Annotated in this window: 1 protein-coding gene; it reads left to right on the forward strand. The window is 74.5% G+C overall.

From position 1 onward, the window contains the following. Nucleotides 1–144: 144 nt before the first annotated feature. The coding region (locus tag QN357_RS19250) for a hypothetical protein (RefSeq protein WP_323505436.1) at nucleotides 145–494 on the forward strand (350 nt) is incomplete at its 3' end.

Here is a 494-nt window from a genome sequence, read left to right on the forward strand (position 1 = left end):
GCGCGTGCGCCGTGGCGACCGGCGCCTCGGATACGAGCGGCGGCTTCGCCGCGACCGCCCTGAAGATCTCGACCGCCACCGCGGACGGCTGCGTCTCGCGGTCGGGCTTCGGCGGCGGAACCCGTCCGAGCGGGAGCACCTCCAATGAGTAGGACTCCCTTCGGCGCCTCCCGCAAGGCGGCCCGCGCGGAGGCTGCGGCAGCCGCAGCCGCAGCGGCCGCAGCCGGGGCTTCGCCTGCGACCGCGAAATCCGTCAGGACGGCCCGATCGGCGAAGGCCGTCGTGAAGCGCCGCCGGCGCCTGATTGCCCTCGGCGCGGTCACCGCCGTGCTCTGCGCCTCGGGCGGCGGGGTCGTCTACGCGATGAACCGCACGGACAGCGGCAACTTCCGCACCGTCGTCGCCGCAACGGGAACGGTGAGCCAGTCGCTCGCCGTCACCGGGACCGTCGCACCGACCACCAGGAAGGATGCCGCCTTCTCCGTCGGCGGGAC

Source organism: Cryobacterium sp. RTC2.1 (assembly GCF_035018685.1).
Lineage (GTDB): Bacteria > Actinomycetota > Actinomycetes > Actinomycetales > Microbacteriaceae > Cryobacterium > Cryobacterium glucosi.